We start from the raw sequence: 577 nt of genomic DNA, 5'->3' as shown, positions 1-577 counted from the left end.
AGAAGATTGGTGCAAGAAACCGCCTGCAATGGAAACGGGTGCTGACCGATGCTACCGGATGGAACAATCCAAAAAATTGTGAACTGTGGCGGAGTGAGTGGGCAAAGGTGTGTAATGAACATCTGCCTTTGCATAATCAGGTCGATCACCGTTCTTATGAAAAGCAGGGAAAACTCCAGATCCCTACCATCCATGAAGGTGCTGACGCAAGAAAGATTGAACAAAAGTTTCTTGCCGGGCAGGAAATAGAAGGTTCGTGGAAAGTAGCGGAAAATCAAATCATAAAACAACAAAACACATTATTGCAAAAGATACTGGACACCTTTGGGAAAGTATCAGGTGCATTATCATTATGGAAGGAGCGATTAAATGACATTAGAAGAAAGCTGGGAAATTATACCCTTAATGGAATCCATGATTGTGCAAATCGAAGAACAGCAGACCTTAATGGCAGAAATGCTTCTGGAAATGCAGAACCGGGACAATCAACTCTCTCTTATGCAGGAACAGAATCAGAAATTACAAAAATTAAACAGCGAGTTATCCGAGCTGCTCAACATTTTGCCAAATACCGAGG

At 42.1% G+C, this 577-nt stretch carries 1 protein-coding gene; it reads left to right on the top strand.

Annotation, left to right across the window (positions count from 1 at the left end; all coding sequences use genetic code 11):
* Window positions 1-577 (top strand): MobA/MobL family protein (locus G4417_RS17785; RefSeq protein ID WP_173717709.1); only part of this gene is annotated, 577 nt, incomplete at both ends.

This window comes from Blautia wexlerae, assembly GCF_013300825.1.
Lineage (GTDB): Bacteria > Bacillota > Clostridia > Lachnospirales > Lachnospiraceae > Blautia_A > Blautia_A wexlerae_B.
This window is presented reverse-complemented; position numbering and strand designations above follow the sequence as displayed.